13 protein-coding genes are annotated in these 15,833 nt (G+C 70.2%); 8 read left to right on the forward strand and 5 right to left on the reverse strand.

Translation table 11 applies throughout. The features are described from left to right. Positions 1 to 93 precede the first annotated feature (93 nt). The 3 genes from OG623_RS30100 to OG623_RS30110 all read left to right on the forward strand — a co-directional run bounded on the left by OG623_RS30100 (position 94) and on the right by OG623_RS30110 (position 3,589). Entirely contained in the window at positions 94 to 1,527 is a 1,434-nt protein-coding gene (locus tag OG623_RS30100; RefSeq protein ID WP_406150724.1) for an RsmB/NOP family class I SAM-dependent RNA methyltransferase, read from the forward strand. A 252-nt stretch (positions 1,528 to 1,779) separates the two neighbouring features. Then, positions 1,780 to 2,463 (forward strand): ribulose-phosphate 3-epimerase, encoded by a 684-nt coding sequence (rpe, locus tag OG623_RS30105; protein ID WP_406150726.1) that lies wholly within the window; start codon positions 1,780 to 1,782, stop codon positions 2,461 to 2,463. A gap of 139 nt (positions 2,464 to 2,602) precedes the next feature. Beyond that, positions 2,603 to 3,589 (forward strand): sugar-binding transcriptional regulator, encoded by a 987-nt coding sequence (locus OG623_RS30110; protein ID WP_406152072.1) that lies wholly within the window; start codon positions 2,603 to 2,605, stop codon positions 3,587 to 3,589. 67 nt (positions 3,590 to 3,656) lie between these two features. Here OG623_RS30110 and OG623_RS30115 read toward each other — a convergent pair whose 3' ends face one another. Next, positions 3,657 to 4,706 (reverse strand): terpene cyclase, encoded by a 1,050-nt coding sequence (locus tag OG623_RS30115; RefSeq protein WP_406150727.1) that lies wholly within the window; start codon positions 4,704 to 4,706, stop codon positions 3,657 to 3,659. Between the two features lie 297 nt (positions 4,707 to 5,003). Between OG623_RS30115 and OG623_RS30120 the strand changes: the two genes are divergently transcribed. From OG623_RS30120 to OG623_RS30140, 5 genes are all read left to right on the forward strand, one after another. Next, positions 5,004 to 6,470 (forward strand): GuaB1 family IMP dehydrogenase-related protein, encoded by a 1,467-nt coding sequence (locus OG623_RS30120; RefSeq protein WP_406150729.1) that lies wholly within the window; start codon positions 5,004 to 5,006, stop codon positions 6,468 to 6,470. A gap of 151 nt (positions 6,471 to 6,621) precedes the next feature. Then, positions 6,622 to 8,082 (forward strand): aldehyde dehydrogenase family protein, encoded by a 1,461-nt coding sequence (locus OG623_RS30125; RefSeq protein ID WP_406150730.1) that lies wholly within the window; start codon positions 6,622 to 6,624, stop codon positions 8,080 to 8,082. Positions 8,083 to 8,208: 126 nt separating this feature from the next. Further along, positions 8,209 to 8,667 carry an Lrp/AsnC family transcriptional regulator gene (locus OG623_RS30130; RefSeq protein ID WP_406150731.1) on the forward strand — a complete coding sequence of 153 codons (459 nt, stop codon included), beginning with the start codon at positions 8,209 to 8,211 and terminating at the stop codon, positions 8,665 to 8,667. A gap of 200 nt (positions 8,668 to 8,867) precedes the next feature. Next, a complete protein-coding gene (locus tag OG623_RS30135; RefSeq protein WP_406150732.1) occupies positions 8,868 to 9,665 on the forward strand; it encodes a carbon-nitrogen hydrolase family protein in 798 nt (265 codons plus the stop codon). Positions 9,666 to 9,708: 43 nt separating this feature from the next. Further along, positions 9,709 to 11,415 carry a flavin monoamine oxidase family protein gene (locus OG623_RS30140; protein WP_406150734.1) on the forward strand — a complete coding sequence of 569 codons (1,707 nt, stop codon included), beginning with the start codon at positions 9,709 to 9,711 and terminating at the stop codon, positions 11,413 to 11,415. Positions 11,416 to 11,504: 89 nt separating this feature from the next. On the opposite strand, the gene OG623_RS30145 is transcribed toward OG623_RS30140, so the two are convergent. The 4 genes from OG623_RS30145 to OG623_RS30160 all read right to left on the reverse strand — a co-directional run bounded on the left by OG623_RS30145 (position 11,505) and on the right by OG623_RS30160 (position 15,583). Continuing rightward, positions 11,505 to 12,278 (reverse strand): DeoR/GlpR family DNA-binding transcription regulator, encoded by a 774-nt coding sequence (locus OG623_RS30145; RefSeq protein WP_406150735.1) that lies wholly within the window; start codon positions 12,276 to 12,278, stop codon positions 11,505 to 11,507. 102 nt (positions 12,279 to 12,380) lie between these two features. Continuing rightward, positions 12,381 to 13,574, reverse strand: a complete 1,194-nt coding sequence (locus OG623_RS30150; protein ID WP_406150736.1) for a Gfo/Idh/MocA family protein — start codon at positions 13,572 to 13,574, stop codon at positions 12,381 to 12,383. A gap of 144 nt (positions 13,575 to 13,718) precedes the next feature. Beyond that, positions 13,719 to 14,555 (reverse strand): ketose-bisphosphate aldolase, encoded by an 837-nt coding sequence (locus tag OG623_RS30155; RefSeq protein WP_406150738.1) that lies wholly within the window; start codon positions 14,553 to 14,555, stop codon positions 13,719 to 13,721. Between the two features lie 71 nt (positions 14,556 to 14,626). Beyond that, complete coding sequence (locus OG623_RS30160) at positions 14,627 to 15,583, reverse strand: SIS domain-containing protein (RefSeq protein WP_406150739.1); 957 nt, start codon at positions 15,581 to 15,583, stop codon at positions 14,627 to 14,629. Positions 15,584 to 15,833 lie beyond the last annotated feature (250 nt).

Below are 15,833 nucleotides of genomic sequence, written 5' to 3' on the forward strand. Positions count from 1 at the left end.
GGGGCGGGCTCCGCTGCCTCGGGAGGGCCGCCGGGCCACGGCGACGTACGCTGGACGGGATCGTCCCCTCACCATCAGCGGAGCACCTTTCACGTGAACGACCAGCAGCGTCGCCGTCCCGCCACACCGCACCGGCGCCCCAAGAAGGACCCGGTGCGCTTCCTCGCCTTCGAGGTGCTCAGGGCCGTCGACGAGCGCGACGCCTACGCCAACCTCGTCCTGCCGCCGCTCCTGAAGAAGGCGCGTGCCAAGGGCGACTTCGAGGGCAGGGACGCGGCGCTGGCGACCGAGCTGGTCTACGGGACGCTGCGCAGGCAGGGCACCTACGACGCGATCGTCGCCGCCTGCATCGACCGGCCGCTGCGCGAGGTCGATCCGCCGGTGCTCGACGTCCTCAACATGGGCGTCCACCAGCTGCTCGGCACCCGCATCCCCACGCACGCCGCCGTCTCCGCCAGTGTGGAGCTGGCGCGGGTGGTGCTGGGCGAGGGCCGCGCCAAGTTCGTCAACGCGGTGCTGCGCAAGGTCACCAAGCACGACCTCGACGGCTGGCTGGAGCGCGTCGCACCGCCGTACGAGGAGGACGCCGAGGAACATCTCTCCGTCGTCCACTCGCACCCCCGCTGGGTCGTCTCCGCGCTCTGGGACGCCCTGGGCGGCGGCCGGGCCGGCATCGAGGACCTGCTGGAGGCGGACAACGAACGGCCGGAGGTGACGCTCGTCGCCCGCCCCGGCCGGTCCACCACCGGCGAACTGCTGGACGCCCTCGGCGAGGAGAGCGGCCTCCCAGGACGCTGGTCGCCGTACGCCGTGCGGATGGCCGAGGGCGGCGAGCCAGGCGCGCTGGCAGCCGTACGGGACGGCAGCGCGGGTGTGCAGGACGAGGGCAGCCAGCTCGTCGCAGCCGCGCTGGCCGCAGCTCCGGTCGAGGGCGACGACACCCGGTGGCTCGACGGCTGTGCGGGCCCGGGCGGCAAGGCCGCCCTGCTCGCCGCGCTCGCCGCCGGACGTGGCGCCACTCTGCTCGCCGCGGAGAAGCAGCCGCACCGCGCCCGGCTCGTCGAGCGCGCGCTGGCCGGCAACCCGGGGCCGTACCAGGTGGTCACCGCCGACGGCACCCGTCCGCCGTGGCGGCCGGGCTCCTTCGACCGGGTCCTCATGGACGTGCCCTGCTCGGGCCTCGGCGCGCTGCGCAGGCGCCCCGAGTCCCGCTGGCGGCGCCGCGCCGCGGACCTGGAGGGCTTCGCCCCGCTGCAACGCGGCCTGCTGCGCGAGGCGTTGAAGGCCGTACGGGTCGGCGGCGTCGTCGGCTACGCGACCTGCTCGCCGCATCTCGCCGAGACCAGGGTCGTCGTCGAGGACGTGCTCAAGGGACGCGGCGGGGAACCGTTCGAGGCGGAGTGGGTCGATGCCCGCCCGCTCCTGCCCGGGGTCCCCGCGCTGGGCGACGGGCCCGACATCCAGCTGTGGCCGCATCTGCACGGCACCGACGCGATGTACCTGGCCCTGCTGCGGCGCACGGCCTGACCCCGCCGCGCCCCCGGCGCGGGCGGCGCGTCAGCAGGGCCGGCTCACCGGAACTGGTCGCAGATCACGGGGAATTGTGTAACACAGCCGCACCTCGGGCACCAGGGTCCGTCCGCGCCCTGGTACGGGCCGGTCGGATTCCGGGGCATCGGGAGGCGGAAAGGCCGGGAATGCGCGAACCGTAATGATCCCGTGAGGCTTTGAGGCTCACCGAGGCGGGGAAGTGGCGCCGGGCATGGCAGGCTAGGGTGCATGGCCCAGATCAACCCCAGCATCCTGTCCGCCGACTTCGCACGCCTCGCCGATGAGGCGAAGGCCGTGGAAGGCGCCGACTGGCTCCATGTCGATGTCATGGACAACCATTTCGTGCCCAACCTGACGCTCGGCGTGCCCATCGTGGAGGCGCTGAGCAAGGCGGCGGACACCCCGCTGGACTGCCATCTCATGATCGAGGACGCGGACCGCTGGGCACCGCAGTACGTCGAGGCCGGCGCGGGCTCGGTCACCTTCCACGCGGAGGCCGCGGCGGCGCCGGTGCGGCTGGCCCGGGAGATCAGGGCGAAGGGCGCCCGTGCCTCCATGGCGCTGAAGCCCGCGACGCCCATCGAGCCGTACGAGGACCTGCTCCCCGAGCTCGACATGCTGCTGATCATGACCGTGGAGCCCGGCTTCGGCGGCCAGGCGTTCCTGGACATCATGCTGCCGAAGATCCGCCGCACCCGTGAGCTGATCTCCAAGCACGGTCTCGAACTCTGGCTCCAGGTCGACGGCGGCGTCTCCGCCACCACCATCGAGCGATGCGCCGAGGCCGGTGCGGATGTGTTCGTCGCCGGCTCGGCGGTGTACGGGGCCGAGGACCCGGCCCAGGCGGTGCGGGCACTGCGCGCCCAGGCGGCCGCGGCCACGGCTTCGGCACCCTGGGCATGCGGCCACTGAACCAAGATCGGATGAACGCGGCCCGACGGGCCTGATCCAGGAGCGTCGGTTCTGACAGGATGAACGGCGTATCAAGAGTGTGAACAGCAGTGAGGAGATCGCGGTGTCTGGCATCTCGGCGGGTCGGTCAGCCATGCGGATGGGACCCGCGGAGCTGGTGCAGGCGGCGGCCATGGCCCGTCGGTTCTACCTCGAGGGAAAGTCGAAGATCCAGATCGCCGAGGAGTTCGGCGTCAGCCGATTCAAGGTGGCCAGGGTCCTGGAGACGGCCCTCGAACGTGATCTCGTACGGATCGAGATCCGGGTTCCGGCGGAGCTGGACGCGGAGCGCTCGGACGCGCTCAGGGCCCGTTACGGCCTGCGGCACGCCGTCGTCGTCGAGTCCCCGGCGGAGGAGCAGGACGACGCCGCCGACCCGGAGAACCTGGGCGAGGTCGCGGCCGAGCTGCTCGGCGAGCTGGTCAACGAGGGCGATGTGCTGGGTCTCGCCTGGGGCCGCTCCACCATCCATATGGCGGCGGCCCTCGACCGGCTGCCCCCGTGCACGGTCGTGCAGCTGACCGGTGTCTACGACGCGGGCACGGCCGAGCGCGGCTCGGTCGAGGCGGTCCGCCGCGCCGCGCAGGTGTCGGGCGGCGAGGCGCACCCGATCTACGCCCCGATGCTGCTGCCCGACCCGGCGACGGCGGCCGCGCTGCGGCACCAGACGGGTATCGCCCGCGCTTTCGAGTACTTCGACAAGGTGACGGTCGCCGCGGTCTCCATCGGGTCCTGGGAGCCGGGCATCTCCACCGTCCACGACATGCTCTCGGACGAGGAGCGGCAGCACTACGCCTCGCTCGGTGTGGCGGCGGAGATGTCCGCCCACCTCTTCGATGCGAACGGCCGCCGGGTCGGCCGGGACCTCGGCGAGCGGTGCATCACCGTGGAGGCCGACAGGCTGCGCCGGATCCCCGAGGTGGTGGCCATCGCCGGAGGGCAGCGCAAGGCGGCGGCGATCGGTGCGGTGCTGCGCTCGGGGCTTGTCACCAGCCTCGTCACGGACACGGCGGCGGCCGACTACCTGCTGACGGAGTTCGCCGCGGCTCAGCGCCCGGCGCTGGAGCGGGCCGACCCCGACGACTGATCCCGGCGCCGGGGGAGTCCGGTCGCCGCGGTCTCCCTCCTGACCCGGGTCAGCCTCCTGCCCCGGGTCAGCCTCCGTCGGCGGCCAGCCCCGCGCGGTCCGGGCTCACCCCGAGGACGGACTCCTCCAGATAGGCCCCGGGCTCCGCGTACTGGCTGACGTCCGCCGGGTTGTAGCGGGGGGTCTGCCGTGACCAGTCCAGATTCCCGCGCATCCAGCTCCGCATCCCGTCCAGATAGGGCACGAGCAGATCCGACAGCTCCGGGTACCGGCCGAGCAGCTCGGCCTCGGCGGCCAGGAAGCGTTCCGTCTCGGTGGCTATCTCCGCGCACACGTGCTCGATCGCCCGGCGCTCGTCGTAGCCGCGGTGGTGGCGGACCAGGTGGACGAGATTGTGGATCTCGCCCAGCACCTGCTCCTTCTCGTAGGAGTAGACGTCGTTCGCCCAGCACACGACGTTGCAGGACGCTTCCAGCGCGGTGATGAACCCGGCGTCGTTGTGGACCGATTCGGGCGCCCCGACACCGGTCACGATCTCTATCAGGTCCATGCACACATGGATCGCCCCGGTGTGCCGACGCTGAGCGATGTACGTCGTCTCGGACGGGACGACCCCGGCGGCGCGGTTGCCCGTCTCCCAGGTGGTGGCGGTCGTCAGATACGTCATGAGGTGCCAGGTGAAGCGGGTGCGCCAGTGCGGGGCGGCCCGCGGAATCGTACGTTCCCACAGGTCGGCCAGGGCGATGAGCGCGGCGGGCGCCTCCTCGTCCGGCCCGGGGCCCGGGGCCGTACCCTCGACCACGCCACGCATCCGCTCGACCACGTCACGTACCCGGTCGGGGCTGCGGCCCAGATGCCCGTCGTCCAGCTGGTCGTCGACGAGGAAGAGCCAGACGAACCAGTCGGCGACCAGATCCAGGTGCTCGCTGCCGGCCGTCGGGTGCACCATGCCCACGAAGGTGGCGAAGTCGGCCTGTTCGAAGCGCCGTCTGGCCGATTCCCGGTGGATCAGGCCGGTGCGCCGCGTCCAGGCCCCGATGTGCTCCCGGGTGTGGTCCACGTGCGGATTGCTGCGCCGGGGGAACGGGCAGTAGATGTCGGGCAGTTCGCTCTCCACAGGCGGATCCCCATCCTCTTCCGGCCGAACGCGTGACAGGTTTTCCGGGTCCATGGGCGGGCGTCGTGCCCACTGCGGGGACCTGCGGATTTGAAGCTACCTGACCCTCCGTCACCCGGTCCAGGGATAGTGATCATCAAGGTCCGAATCCTGTTCGGGTAGGGTCCCTGGGTAAGGCGGGTCTCCACTTGCCCGGCCCCCGGCGGCCTCCTTTCGGAGGAAAGGACGAACGCGGGGGTCCATTGCTGTGTCTTCGTGGAAACGACCTGCACTGTTTCATATGAAAAAGTGGGTGTTATGCGTTTTCTTGAGCCCGGCACCGGTCGTTACGCGGCCTCTCCCTCGGTCCCCTACGACCTGACGTACGACGATGTCTTCATGGTCCCCGGCCGCTCCGCGGTCGGGTCCCGGCAGGCCGTGGACCTCTCGTCGCCGGACGGCAGCGGCACCACCATCCCCCTCGTCGTCGCGAACATGACGGCCATCGCGGGCCGCCGGATGGCCGAGACCATCGCCCGCCGCGGTGGGCTGGTCGTCATCCCCCAGGACATCCCGATCGAGGTCGTCACCGAGGTCATCGGCTGGGTCAAGAAGCGCCACCTCGTGCTCGACACACCCATCGTGCTGGCCCCGGGACAGACTGTCGCCGACGCGCTCTCCCTCCTGCACAAGCGGGCCCACGGCGCCGGCGTCGTCGTCGACGCCGAGCACCGGCCGGTCGGTGTCGTCACCGACCACGACCTGACCGGCGTGGACCGATTCACCCAGCTGTCCGAGGTCATGTCCAAGGACCTGGTCGTGCTCGACGCCGACATCGATCCGAGCGAGGCCTTCACCACGCTCGACGGCGCCAACCGCAAGCTCGCTCCGGCGGTCGACGCGGACGGCCGGCTCGTCGGCATCCTGACCCGCAAGGCGGCACTGCGCGCGACGCTCTACACCCCCGCGACGGACGCGGACGGCAAGCTGCGGATCGCGGCTGCCGTCGGCATCAACGGCGATGTGGCGGGCAAGGCCGCCCAGCTGCTGGCCGCAGGCGTCGACACCCTCGTCGTGGACACCGCGCACGGTCACCAGGAGTCCATGATCAGCGCGGTCGCCGCCGTCCGGGCGCTCGACCCCGGCGTGCCGGTCGTCGCGGGCAACGTCGTGTCGGCCGATGGTGTGCGTGACCTGATCGAGGCGGGCGCCGACATCATCAAGGTCGGAGTGGGCCCCGGCGCGATGTGCACCACCCGGATGATGACCGGCGTCGGCAGGCCGCAGTTCTCGGCCGTGCTGGAGTGCGCGGCCGAGGCGAAGAAGCACGGCAAGCATGTCTGGGCCGACGGAGGCGTCCGGCACCCGCGCGACGTGGCGATGGCGCTCGCCGCAGGCGCGTCCAACGTGATGATCGGCTCCTGGTTCGCCGGTACGTACGAGTCGCCCGGCGACCTCCAGCAGTCCGCCGACGGGCGCTTCTACAAGGAGTCGTTCGGGATGGCGTCGGCGCGCGCGGTCAAGAACCGCACCTCGGACGAGTCCGCCTACGACCGGGCCCGTAAGGCCCTGTTCGAGGAGGGCATCTCCACCTCGCGGATGTTCCTCGACCCCACCCGCCCCGGTGTGGAGGACCTGATCGACTCGATCATCGCCGGTGTCCGTTCCTCCTGCACCTACGCCGGCGCCTCCTCGCTGGAGGAGTTCGCCGAGAAGGCGATCGTGGGTGTGCAGAGCGCGGCCGGCTATGCGGAGGGCAAGCCGCTGCACGCCAGCTGGAACTGATTCCCAGCGCCCATGACAGGTGCCTCTCCCCGGCGTTCGCGCCGGAGAGAGGCACCTGTCATCTGTGTCCGACAATGATCCCCCAACCCGATTGGGGGATAAGTAATATGAATCCCGATCAGCTGCCCGCCCCTCTGCGGTAAGGGATTTCATGACTGCCTTCTTCACCGACCTGGCCCAGCAGTACATCGACGGTGAATGGAGGCCGGGGAAGGGGTCCTGGGACATCATCGACTTCAACCCGTACAGCGGGGAGAAGCTCGCCTCGGTCACCGTCGCGACGGCCGAGGAGGTCGACCAGGCCTACCGCGCCGCCGAGCGGACCCAGCCGGCCTGGGGCGAGAGCAACCCCTACGTCCGTCGGGCGGTGCTGGAGAAGGCGCTGCGCGTGGTCGAGGAGCGCGAGGCCGAGATCGCCGAGGCGATCGTCGCGGAGCTCGGCGGCACCCGGCTGAAGGCGGGCTTCGAGCTGCACCTGGCCAAGGAGTTCCTGCGTGAGGCGGCCCAGCTCACCCTGCGGTCCACCGGGCAGATCCTGCCCTCGCCCACCGAGGGCAAGGAGAACCGCGTCCACCGGCTGCCCGCCGGCGTCGTGGGCGTCATCAGCCCCTTCAACTTCCCCTTCCTGCTGTCACTCAAGTCGGTCGCCCCCGCGCTGGCCCTCGGCAACGCCGTGGTCCTCAAGCCGCACCAGAACACCCCGGTCTGCGGCGGTACGCTGATCGCCAAGGTCTTCGAGGACGCGGGGCTGCCCGCCGGCCTGCTGAACATCGTGGTCACCGACATCGCCGAGATCGGCGACAGCCTGCTGGAGCACCCCGTCCCGCAGGTCATCTCCTTCACCGGGTCGGACAGGGTCGGCCGCCACGTCGCGACGGTCTGTGCGGCCAACCTCAAGCGCGCGGTGCTCGAACTGGGCGGCAACAGCGCGCTGATCGTCCTGGACGACGCCGATGTGGACTACGCCGTCGACGCCGCCGTCTTCAGCCGCTACATCCATCAGGGCCAGGTCTGCATGGCGGCCAACCGCATCCTGGTGGACCGCTCGGTGGAGCAGGAGTTCACCGAGAAGTTCGTCGCCAAGGTCGCCTCCCTGCGCGTCGGCGACCCCGCCGACCCCGCGACCCACATCGGCCCGCTGATCACCTCGGCGCAGGCCGACGCGGTGTCCAAGCTCGTCGACGAGACCGTCGACGCGGGTGCCACGGCCCTGCTGCACGGCACGGCCGACGGCAATCTGGTGAGCCCGTCCGTGCTGACCGGTCTGGCCGCCGACTCACCCGTCCTTCAGCAGGAGATCTTCGGTCCCGTGGCGCTCCTGGTCCCCTTCGACGGGGAGGACGAGGCCGTACGGATCGCCAACGACACCCCGTACGGACTGAGCGGAGCCGTCCACACCGGCAACATCGAGCGTGGCGTACGGGTGGGGCAGCGGATCCGCACCGGAATGATCCACATCAACGACGGCACGGTCCACGACGAGCCCATCGTCCCCTTCGGCGGGGAGAAGAACTCGGGCCTCGGGCGGCTGAACGGCGAGTCGATGCTGGAGGCCTTCACCACCCAGAAGTGGATCTCCGTCCAGTACGGCCGCTCGGAGTTCCCCTTCTGACCGGGCCCGCCGTCGGCGGTGAGCGCGCCCCGCAGGGGGCGCGCGTGGTCTACTTCGGGGGCGGCCCCGGGCGAGAGCCCCGGCCGCCCCCGAGTCCTTCCGCCGCAGAGAAGTGATCCACCCGAAGTGCGCCTGAACGACCTCGACGAACGCATCGTCCACGCCCTCGCCGAAGACGCCCGCCGCTCCTACGCGGACATCGGCGCCCTCATCGGCCTCTCCGCGCCCGCGGTGAAACGCCGGGTGGACCGGCTGCGCGCCGAAGGCGCGATCACGGGCTTCACCGTGCGGGTCGACCCGGCGGCGCTCGGCTGGCAGACCGAGGGGTTCATCGAGATCTACTGCAGCCGCAACACCGCCCCCGAAGCGATCAAGCGAGGCCTGGCCGCGTATCCGGAGGTCGCGTCGGCGTCCACCGTGACGGGCGACGCCGACGCGGTCGTACAGGTATTCGCCGCCGACATGCGGCACTTCGAGCAGGTGCTGGAGCGGATCGCCGGCGAACCGTACGTCGAGCGGACCAAGTCGGTCCTGGTGCTCTCCCCGCTGCTGCGGCGCTACTCCTCGTCCGGCCCGCCCGCCTGACCTCGCGGCCTGCTGTCCGACGAGACCGAAATCACTGCCCGACCTGCGAAAACGCCCTCACGCAACGAATCGCCGCCGGCGTGCCTTCCCACGCAACGGATCAACGGTCCACGCGCAACATCCGCGCCTTGTCCACCGTGATGCCCGCGCCGTACCTTCGATACGTCTCCCCACCCCGCCCGTCCCGCCCGAGGTCAGCCATGCCGCCGTTGCGTACCGCCCTGCTCCAGAGCTCCGGACGAGTGGGCTCCGTGGACGACAACCTCGCCACGCTCGACGCGGCAGCCGCACGGGCCTCGGCCGCGGGCGCCCGGCTGCTCGTGAGCCCGGAGCTGTTCCTGACCGGATATGCCATCGGCGACGACGTCCCCGCACTGGCCCAGCCCGCCGACGGACCCGCCGCCCGCGAGATCGCCGCCATCTGCGTACGCCACGGCCTCGCCGTCCACTACGGCTACCCGGAGCGGGCCGGCGACGCGGTGTTCAACGCGGCGCAGCTCATCGGCCCCGACGGGACGCCGCTCGCCAACTACCGCAAGACCCACCTCTTCGGCGGCTTCGAGGAGAAGTGGTTCACCCCGGGGGAGCTCCCGGTGGTGCAGGCCGAGCTCGACGGCGTACGGATCGGGATGCTGATCTGCTACGACGTGGAGTTCCCGGAGAACGTACGCGCCCACGCCCTGGCCGGGACCGAACTGCTGCTCGTCCCGACCGCGCTGATGCACCCCTTCCGGTTCGTCGCCGAAGCCGTCGTGCCGGTCCGCGCCTTCGAGAGCCAGCTCTACATCGCCTACGCCAACAGGGTCGGCAGGGAAGGCGAGTTCGACTTCACGGGGCTGAGCTGCCTGGCAGGCACCGCCGGCACGGCCCTGGCCCGCGCCGGCGACGGGGACGAACTGCTCGTCGCCGATGCCGACCCCGGACTGCTCGTCGCCTCACGCGCCGCGAACCCGTATCTCCGCGACCGCATCCCGGCGCTCTACGGCTCCCTGGCCTGAGCGACGCCCCCGATCCGCGCTTCCCGCAAGGAGTCCGTACCCCATGACGTCCACGGTGCCCAACGCCGTCCAGCACACCGACGCGCAGCCGCCGATCACCATGTTCGGGCCGGACTTCCCGTACGCCTACGACGACTTCCTCACCCACCCGGCGGGCATCGGACAGATACCCGCCACCGAACACGGCACCGAGGTCGCCGTCATCGGGGGCGGGCTCTCCGGCATCATCACCGCGTACGAACTCATGAAGATGGGGCTGAAGCCCGTCGTCTACGAGGCGGACCGGATCGGCGGCCGGCTGCGCACCGTCGGCTTCGACGGCTGCGACCCCTCGCTGACCGCCGAGATGGGCGCGATGCGTTTCCCGCCCTCCTCCACGGCCCTCCAGCACTACATCGACCTGGTGGGCCTGGAGACCAGGCCGTTCCCCAACCCGCTCTCCGCGGCCACCCCCTCGACCGTCGTCGACCTCAAGGGCGAGTCCCACTACGCGCGGACCATCGACGACCTGCCCCAGGTCTACCGGGAGGTGATGGACGCCTGGAACTCCTGCCTGGAGGACGGCGCCGACTTCTCCGACATGAACCGCGCGATGCGTGAACGCGACGTCCCGCGCATCAGGGAGATCTGGGCGAAGCTCGTCGAGAAGCTCGACGACCAGACCTTCTACGGCTTCCTCTGCGGCTCCGAGGCCTTCGCCTCCTTCCGGCACCGCGAGATCTTCGGCCAGGTCGGCTTCGGCACCGGCGGCTGGGACACCGACTTCCCCAACTCGATCCTGGAGATCCTCCGCGTCGTCTACACCGAGGCCGACGACCACCACCGGGGCATCGTCGGCGGCAGCCAGCAACTGCCGCTGCGCCTCTGGGACCGGGAACCGCAGAAGACCGTGCACTGGCCTTCCGGCACCTCGCTGTCCTCCCTGCACGGCGGGGCGCCGCGCGGCGCCGTGACCCGGCTCGACCGCACCGCGGGCAACCGCATCACGGTCACCGATGCCACCGGTGACATCCGCACCTACCGTGCGGCGGTCTTCACCGGTCAGTCCTGGCTGCTCCTCTCCAAGATCGCCTGCGACGACGCGCTCTTCCCGATCGACCACTGGACGGCGATGGAGCGCACCCACTACATGGAGTCGTCCAAGCTGTTCGTCCCCGTCGACCGGCCGTTCTGGCTGGACGAGGCCGTCGACGGCCGGGGCAACCCCACGGGCAGGGACACGATGTCCATGACGCTCACGGACCGGATGACCCGGGGGACGTACCTCCTGGACGACGGGCCCGACAGGCCGGCCGTCATCTGTCTCTCCTACACCTGGTGCGACGACAGCCTGAAGTGGCTGCCGCTCTCCCCGAACGAGCGCATGGACGTGATGCTCAAGTCGCTCGGCGAGATCTATCCGGGTGTCGACATCCGCAAGCACATCATCGGTAACCCGGTCACCGTCTCCTGGGAGAACGAGCCGTACTTCATGGGCGCGTTCAAGGCCAACCTGCCCGGCCACTACCGCTACCAGCGGCGCCTGTTCACCCACTTCATGCAGGACAGGCTGCCCGCCGACAAGCGCGGCCTGTTCCTCGCGGGCGACGACATCTCCTGGACGGCGGGCTGGGCCGAGGGTGCCGTGCAGACCGCGCTGAACGCCGTATGGGGTGTGATGACCCAGTTCGGTGGATCCACCGACCCGGCCAACCCCGGCCCTGGCGACGTCTTCGACTCCATCGCGCCGGTCGAACTCCCCGAGGGCTGAACGCCACTCGCAGGTTCAGGACGTCCCGTCGGTGTTCGGCGGCTGCCGGCCGAGCCAGTCGTCGGGCTCGGGCCGGTGGCCCGCTCCGCTCACACGCACAACACTTCGATCCCTTGTTGCGAGATCTCCTCGACGATCTCAGCGGGCGCGTCCTTGTCCGTCACAAGAACCGACACGGCGCTCAACTCACAGACCAGGGCGAAGGCCCGGCGCCCCAGCTTGGACGAGTCGGCGACGACGAACACCTTGCCGGCACAGTCGGCCAGGGCGCGATTGGCGCCGGCCTCCGACTCGTCATGAGTGGCCGCCCCCAGGCGGGGGTGGACGGCGTCCACGCCCAGGATCGTGTAGTCCAGTGCCAGGCCATGGAGGACGGAGTCGACCAGCGGGCCGACGAGCTCGTACGAGTTCGGTCGTGCCACTCCGCCGGTGACGACGAGCTTCACCTGGGGCCGGACGGCCAGCTCGTTGGCGATATTGATCGCGTTCGTCACGACGGTCAGGGTGGTGTCGCCGGCATCCGGTCGTACCGCCAGTTCCCGGGCTACCTCCGACGTCGTCGTACCCCCGTTGATACCCACGGTGGAGCCTGACGGGATCAGCGCGGCGGCGGCCTTGGCGATGCGCAGCTTCTCGTCGGCCTTTCGAGCCACCTTGTAGCGCAGCGGCAGGTCATAGGCGACGGCGCTCACCACCGCGCCACCCCGCGTGCGCGTCAGCAGATTCTGCCGGGCCAGCTCGTCCAGGTCCCGCCGGATCGTGGCAGCGGAGCAGCCCAGTCGTTCCGCGGTGTCGATGACGTCGACGTGCCCCTCGGTGCTGAGCATTTCCAGCAGCCGGGTCCACCGCGAATGTGCCGCCATGTGTTCCTCCTCGCGTTCGCCACGGAGTCTACGGGCACGGATCCGCACGTGGCGGCTCTGATCGTCGGCGCGTGGCCGGCGTGGTTCCGCAGATGACAGGCCCTATGCCAGGGCGTCCGTACGCCCGGTGCGCTGGCCACCGGCGAAGTACGCCGCGAGTGCGGGGTCCAAGGGAGGTACGTCGTACGGTGTGCCCCCCTCGCGCAGCGACCGGGTCGCCAGCACACCGGCGGCCACGCTCATCCGGGCCGCGACCGGTGAGGTGTCGGTGACCCCGCCCTCACGCACGAACCGGCAGAACTCGTCGACGATCCGGGCGTCGGCACCACCGTGGGAGCCAGGCTCCTCGGGGACGCGGTGGACCGCGTCGGAGTCGGCACGGTAGCCGGAAGGGCCGCTGTTCCAGACCCGTACCTCGTCGCCGGGGCCGTCGCCGAAGTTCTCCAGCCGGCCCTCGGTGCCGATGACCGTGTAGTTGCGGAAGTAGTCCGGACTGAAGTGGCACTGCTGATATGCGGCGATGACGCCGTTGTCCAGCTGCATGTTCATCACCGAGACGTCCTCGACGTCCACGACGGAATGCAGGTCCCGGCGCTGGGTCGGCGGCCAGTCGAAGTCGCGCAGCCACCCCCGCGGACGTGGGGTGTCCGGCTCGCGGCGAGGCAGGTCGCCGTAGACCATCAGGTCGCCCATCGCGTTGACGCGCCGGGTGTACCCGCCGGCCAGCCAGTGCAGCACATCGATGTCATGGGCGGCCTTCTGCAGCAGCAGCCCTGTGGTGTTCCGCCGGTCGGCGTGCCAGTCCTTGAAGTAGTAGTCCCCGCCGTACGAGACGAAGTGCCGCACCCAGATGGTCTTGGGCTCACCGATGTCGCCGCGGGCGATGATGTCCCGCATCAGCCGGACGACGCCCATGTGCCGCATGTTGTGGCCGACGTAGAGACCTGTACCGGTCTCGTGGGCGGTGCGCAGGATGGTGTCACACTGCTCGACCGTGATGCCGAGCGGCTTCTCGACGTAGGCCGTCCTGCCTGCCTTGAGCACATCGCAGGCGATGGCCTCATGGGTGTTGTCCGGGCTGGCGACGATGACGGCGTCGAGTGAGTCTTCGTCCAGGAGCCGCCGGTGGTCGTCGACCGCCACCGCTCCCTCGATCAGCTCCGGCACCCCCGCGCGAACCGCGGGGTCGGTGTCGGCCACCGCTGCCACGACCGAGCCCTTGCCGGGCCGATGCGCTGCCAGCGCCAAGCTGCGTCGCAGCCCGAGTCCGATGACTCCTATACGTAGGTCTTCCATGTGCGCGACTCCTGTTCTGCGTTGATGCCGGGCGAGGCCCCCTCGGTCCTGGCGCGGCCTCGGCCCCGTGGTTCAGCACCACACCGCGGCCGGTGGAACGGGTGCTCGCCGCCGGAGTGCCCCGTGCGTCCGTCGAGTGGAGACTCAGCCGGTCGCCAGCACCCGCAGGAGCCGCGCGACTTCCACGGCCACGCGGTCACGGGCCGGACCGATGTACTTGCGAGGATCGACCGCTTCGGGCTGTTGGCGGAGGCAGTCGCGCACCGTCCGGGTGTAGATGCCGTTCAGATGCGTCGACACGTTCACCTTGGTCATTCCCGCGGTGACGGCCTTACGGAGATCCGAGTCGGCGACCCCGGACGAACCGTGGAGCACGAGGGGAACGCCGACTGCCTTCCGGAGCCGGGTGATGAGAGCGAAGTCGAGCACCGCGTCACGGCTGAGCATGGCGTGTGAGCTGCCGACCGCGACGGCAAGGGCGTCGACGTCGGTCGCCTCGACGAAAGATCGGGCCTCGGCCGGGTCGGTACGTACGCCGGGGGCGTGGGCCCCGTCCTTGCCGCCGATCTCGCCCAGCTCCGCCTCCACCCAGGTGCGCGAGGCGTGGCAGTGCCTCGTCACGTCCCGCGTGGCTTCGACGTTGTCGTGGTAGGGCAGTTTGGCCGCGTCGAACATCGCGGAGGTGAAGCCCATTTCGACGGCCTCGTACACCAGGGCTGCCGACTCCGCGTGATCGAGGTGAACGGCCACGGGCACGTCGGCCGCCCGCGCCAGGGCGAGTGATGCCGTCCCGATCGGCAGGAGCGCCCCGTGGTAGCGGACGGTGTTCTCACTGATCTGGAGGATCACCGGCAACTGTGCCGTCTCGGCGCCGGCGACTATGGCCTCGGCGTGCTCCAGTTGCACGACGTTGAAGGCGCCGACCCCGACGCCCTTCCGGTAGGCAGAACCGATGATCTCTTCGGTGCGGGTCAGGGGCATGAGTCTTCTCCACGGTGACGGTCGTTCGGCTGGGCGTAGAGGCTCGCGTCGCACGCCTCACTCACGGCCTGTCACGCACCGCCAGGGCCTTCGAGGACCACGGAGCGAGTGAGGTTGCGGGGCCGGTCGGGGTTGTAGCCGCGGGACTCGGCACAGAGCACCGCCAGGCGCTGCACGCGGACCAGATCGGCCAACGGGTCGATCTCCTCGGCGGCCCCCGTCGACTGGGCGACCAGCGTGCCGCCGACGCGGGCCACATCCTCCGCCAGCCCCTGCGGTACCGAGCCGAGCACCCATGCGACACGACCCGGGCCGGTGATGCTGATCGGCCCGTGGCGGTACTCCATGGCCGGATAGGCCTCGGTCCAGGCGCCGGCGGCTTCACGCATCTTCAGCGCCGCCTCCAGAGCGAGTCCGTATGTCCAGCCCGTTCCCAGGAAGGTGCACTGCTCGGCCTCCAGGACGTCGGCGCCCAGCGGCATGGCCAGTGCCGCTTCAGCATCCTTGACTGCTCGGGCGAGTGGACGCACACCGTCCGGCAGCGCGTCCTCGGACTCCAGATGTGCGCGGAGCAGGGCGAGAACCGTGGTGGCGAAGCGTGTCTGGACCACCGACTCCTCGTCGGCGAAGTCGAGTACCGCGACGGAGTCGGCAGCCGACATGATCGGGGTGTCGGGGTCCGCGGTGATCGCACTCGTCGGGACGAGGCCCTTGATACGGGTGAGCAGTTCCAGGACCTCGGTCGTGGTGCCCGAGCGGGAGATGCCGATGATTCGGTCGTAGCCGCGCCCGAACGGGAACTCCGAGGCGGCGAAGGCGTCGGTTTCTCCATGGCCCCCCTTCTCCCGCAGTTCGGCGTAGGCATGGGCCATGAACCAGGAGGTGCCGCAGCCGATGACGGCGACTCGCTCTCCCTTGTGGGGCAACACCCGGGAATCGTGGGAGGGAAGCGACTCGGCCGCGCGTGACCAGACAGCGGGTTGAGAGGCGATCTCGACCGACGTGCGGAAGGCGTTCGACGCAGTCATGTGGTGACTCCTGGGGTTGATCGCGGACAGGGAAACGAGGCGTCGGCCAGGCAGCGCCCGGTGGAGGAGCCGAGGAGAGCCGAGGGCATGACCGGGGTGAAGGACGGGCCGCCGCGGACGGTTCGGCCACTCCCCGCAGCACGGTGAACTATGCATGAGGAGTGCAAGCGGTGCATTTAGTTGTTTACTTCGGCGCAGTTTGCAGCGTAATCGCTCAAGGTGTGTTCGTCACGCCTTCAACGGCCCCTCT

It is taken from the genome of Streptomyces sp. NBC_01012 (assembly GCF_045162755.1).
Taxonomy (GTDB): Bacteria; Actinomycetota; Actinomycetes; order Streptomycetales; family Streptomycetaceae; genus Streptomyces.